This window comes from Actinosynnema sp. NPDC059797, from assembly GCF_042732085.1.
In the GTDB taxonomy this organism is placed as follows: domain Bacteria; phylum Actinomycetota; class Actinomycetes; order Mycobacteriales; family Pseudonocardiaceae; genus Actinosynnema.
On record NZ_JBHWIE010000757.1, the window covers coordinates 1 to 1,175 of the forward strand.

Here is a 1,175-nt window from a genome sequence, read left to right on the forward strand (position 1 = left end):
CGTCACGCCCGAACAACGCGCACCGAGGAGAACACATGGGACCACGCCTCCGACGACTCGCCGCCTGCGCCGCGGCGCTGATCACCGCCGCCGCGCTGCTGCCCGCCGGCACCGCCGCCGCCGAGTCCAACGGCGGGACGCGGGTCATGCCGCTGGGCGACTCCATCACCGAGGGGACGCAGGTGCCCGGCGGCTACCGCATCGGCCTGTGGCAGCGGTTCGGGGCGGGCAACTACCGCGTGGACTTCGTCGGTTCCCAGTTCAACGGCCCCGCCTCGCTCTGGGACCACGACCACCAGGGCCACCCCGGCTGGCGCATCGACCAGATCGACGCGAACGTCACCACCTGGCTCCGGAACACGAACCCGCGCACGGTGCTGCTGCACATCGGCACCAACGACATCCTCCAGAACCGCGACGTGGCCAACGCGCCCGCGCGCCTGTCGGGGCTCGTCGACCGCATCACCGCCACCGCGCCGAACGCGGACGTGCTCGTCGCGACGATCATCCCGCTGGCCAACGCCGGGCAGGAGGCCGCCGCCCGGACCTACAACGCCGCCATCCCCGGCATCGTGCGGGCCAAGGCCGCCGCCGGCAAGCGCGTGCACCTGGTGGACATGCACGCCGCGTTGACGACGGCCGACCTGATCGACGGCATCCACCCCACCGCGACCGGTTACGACAAGATGGCCGCGACCTGGTACGCCGCGCTGCGCGCCATCCCGGGGAGCATCGGGGACCCGGTCGCCGCGCAGGGCTCGCAGGTCGTCGGCGTGCCCTCGGGCCGCTGCCTCGACGTGGCGGGCGCGGCCACCGCCAACGGCACGCGCCTCCAGCTGTGGGACTGCCACGGCCAGCCGAACCAGAGGTGGGTGCTCGACGCCAACCGCAGGCTCGTCGTCTACGGCACCAAGTGCCTGGACGCCTACGGGCGGGGCACGACCAACGGCACCCAGGTGGTGATCTGGGACTGCCACGGCGACACCAACCAGCAGTGGCAGGTGAACGCCGACGGCACGATCAGGAACGCGTTGTCCAACCTGTGCCTGGACGCCTACAACCTCGGCACCGCCAACGGCACCGAACTGGTGCTGTGGTCCTGCACCGGGCAGCCCAACCAGCGGTGGGCCCTGCGGGCCGCGGCCTGAGCGGGTCCCCCGGACCGCGGTGGACCC

General features: G+C 72.8%; 1 protein-coding gene. It reads left to right on the top strand.

Annotated elements, in window-relative coordinates; genetic code table 11:
• Positions 1 to 35 precede the first annotated feature (35 nt).
• Complete coding sequence (locus ACFV4N_RS43950) at positions 36 to 1,148, top strand: RICIN domain-containing protein (RefSeq protein WP_499678639.1); 1,113 nt, start codon at positions 36 to 38, stop codon at positions 1,146 to 1,148.
• Positions 1,149 to 1,175: the final 27 nt, after the last annotated feature.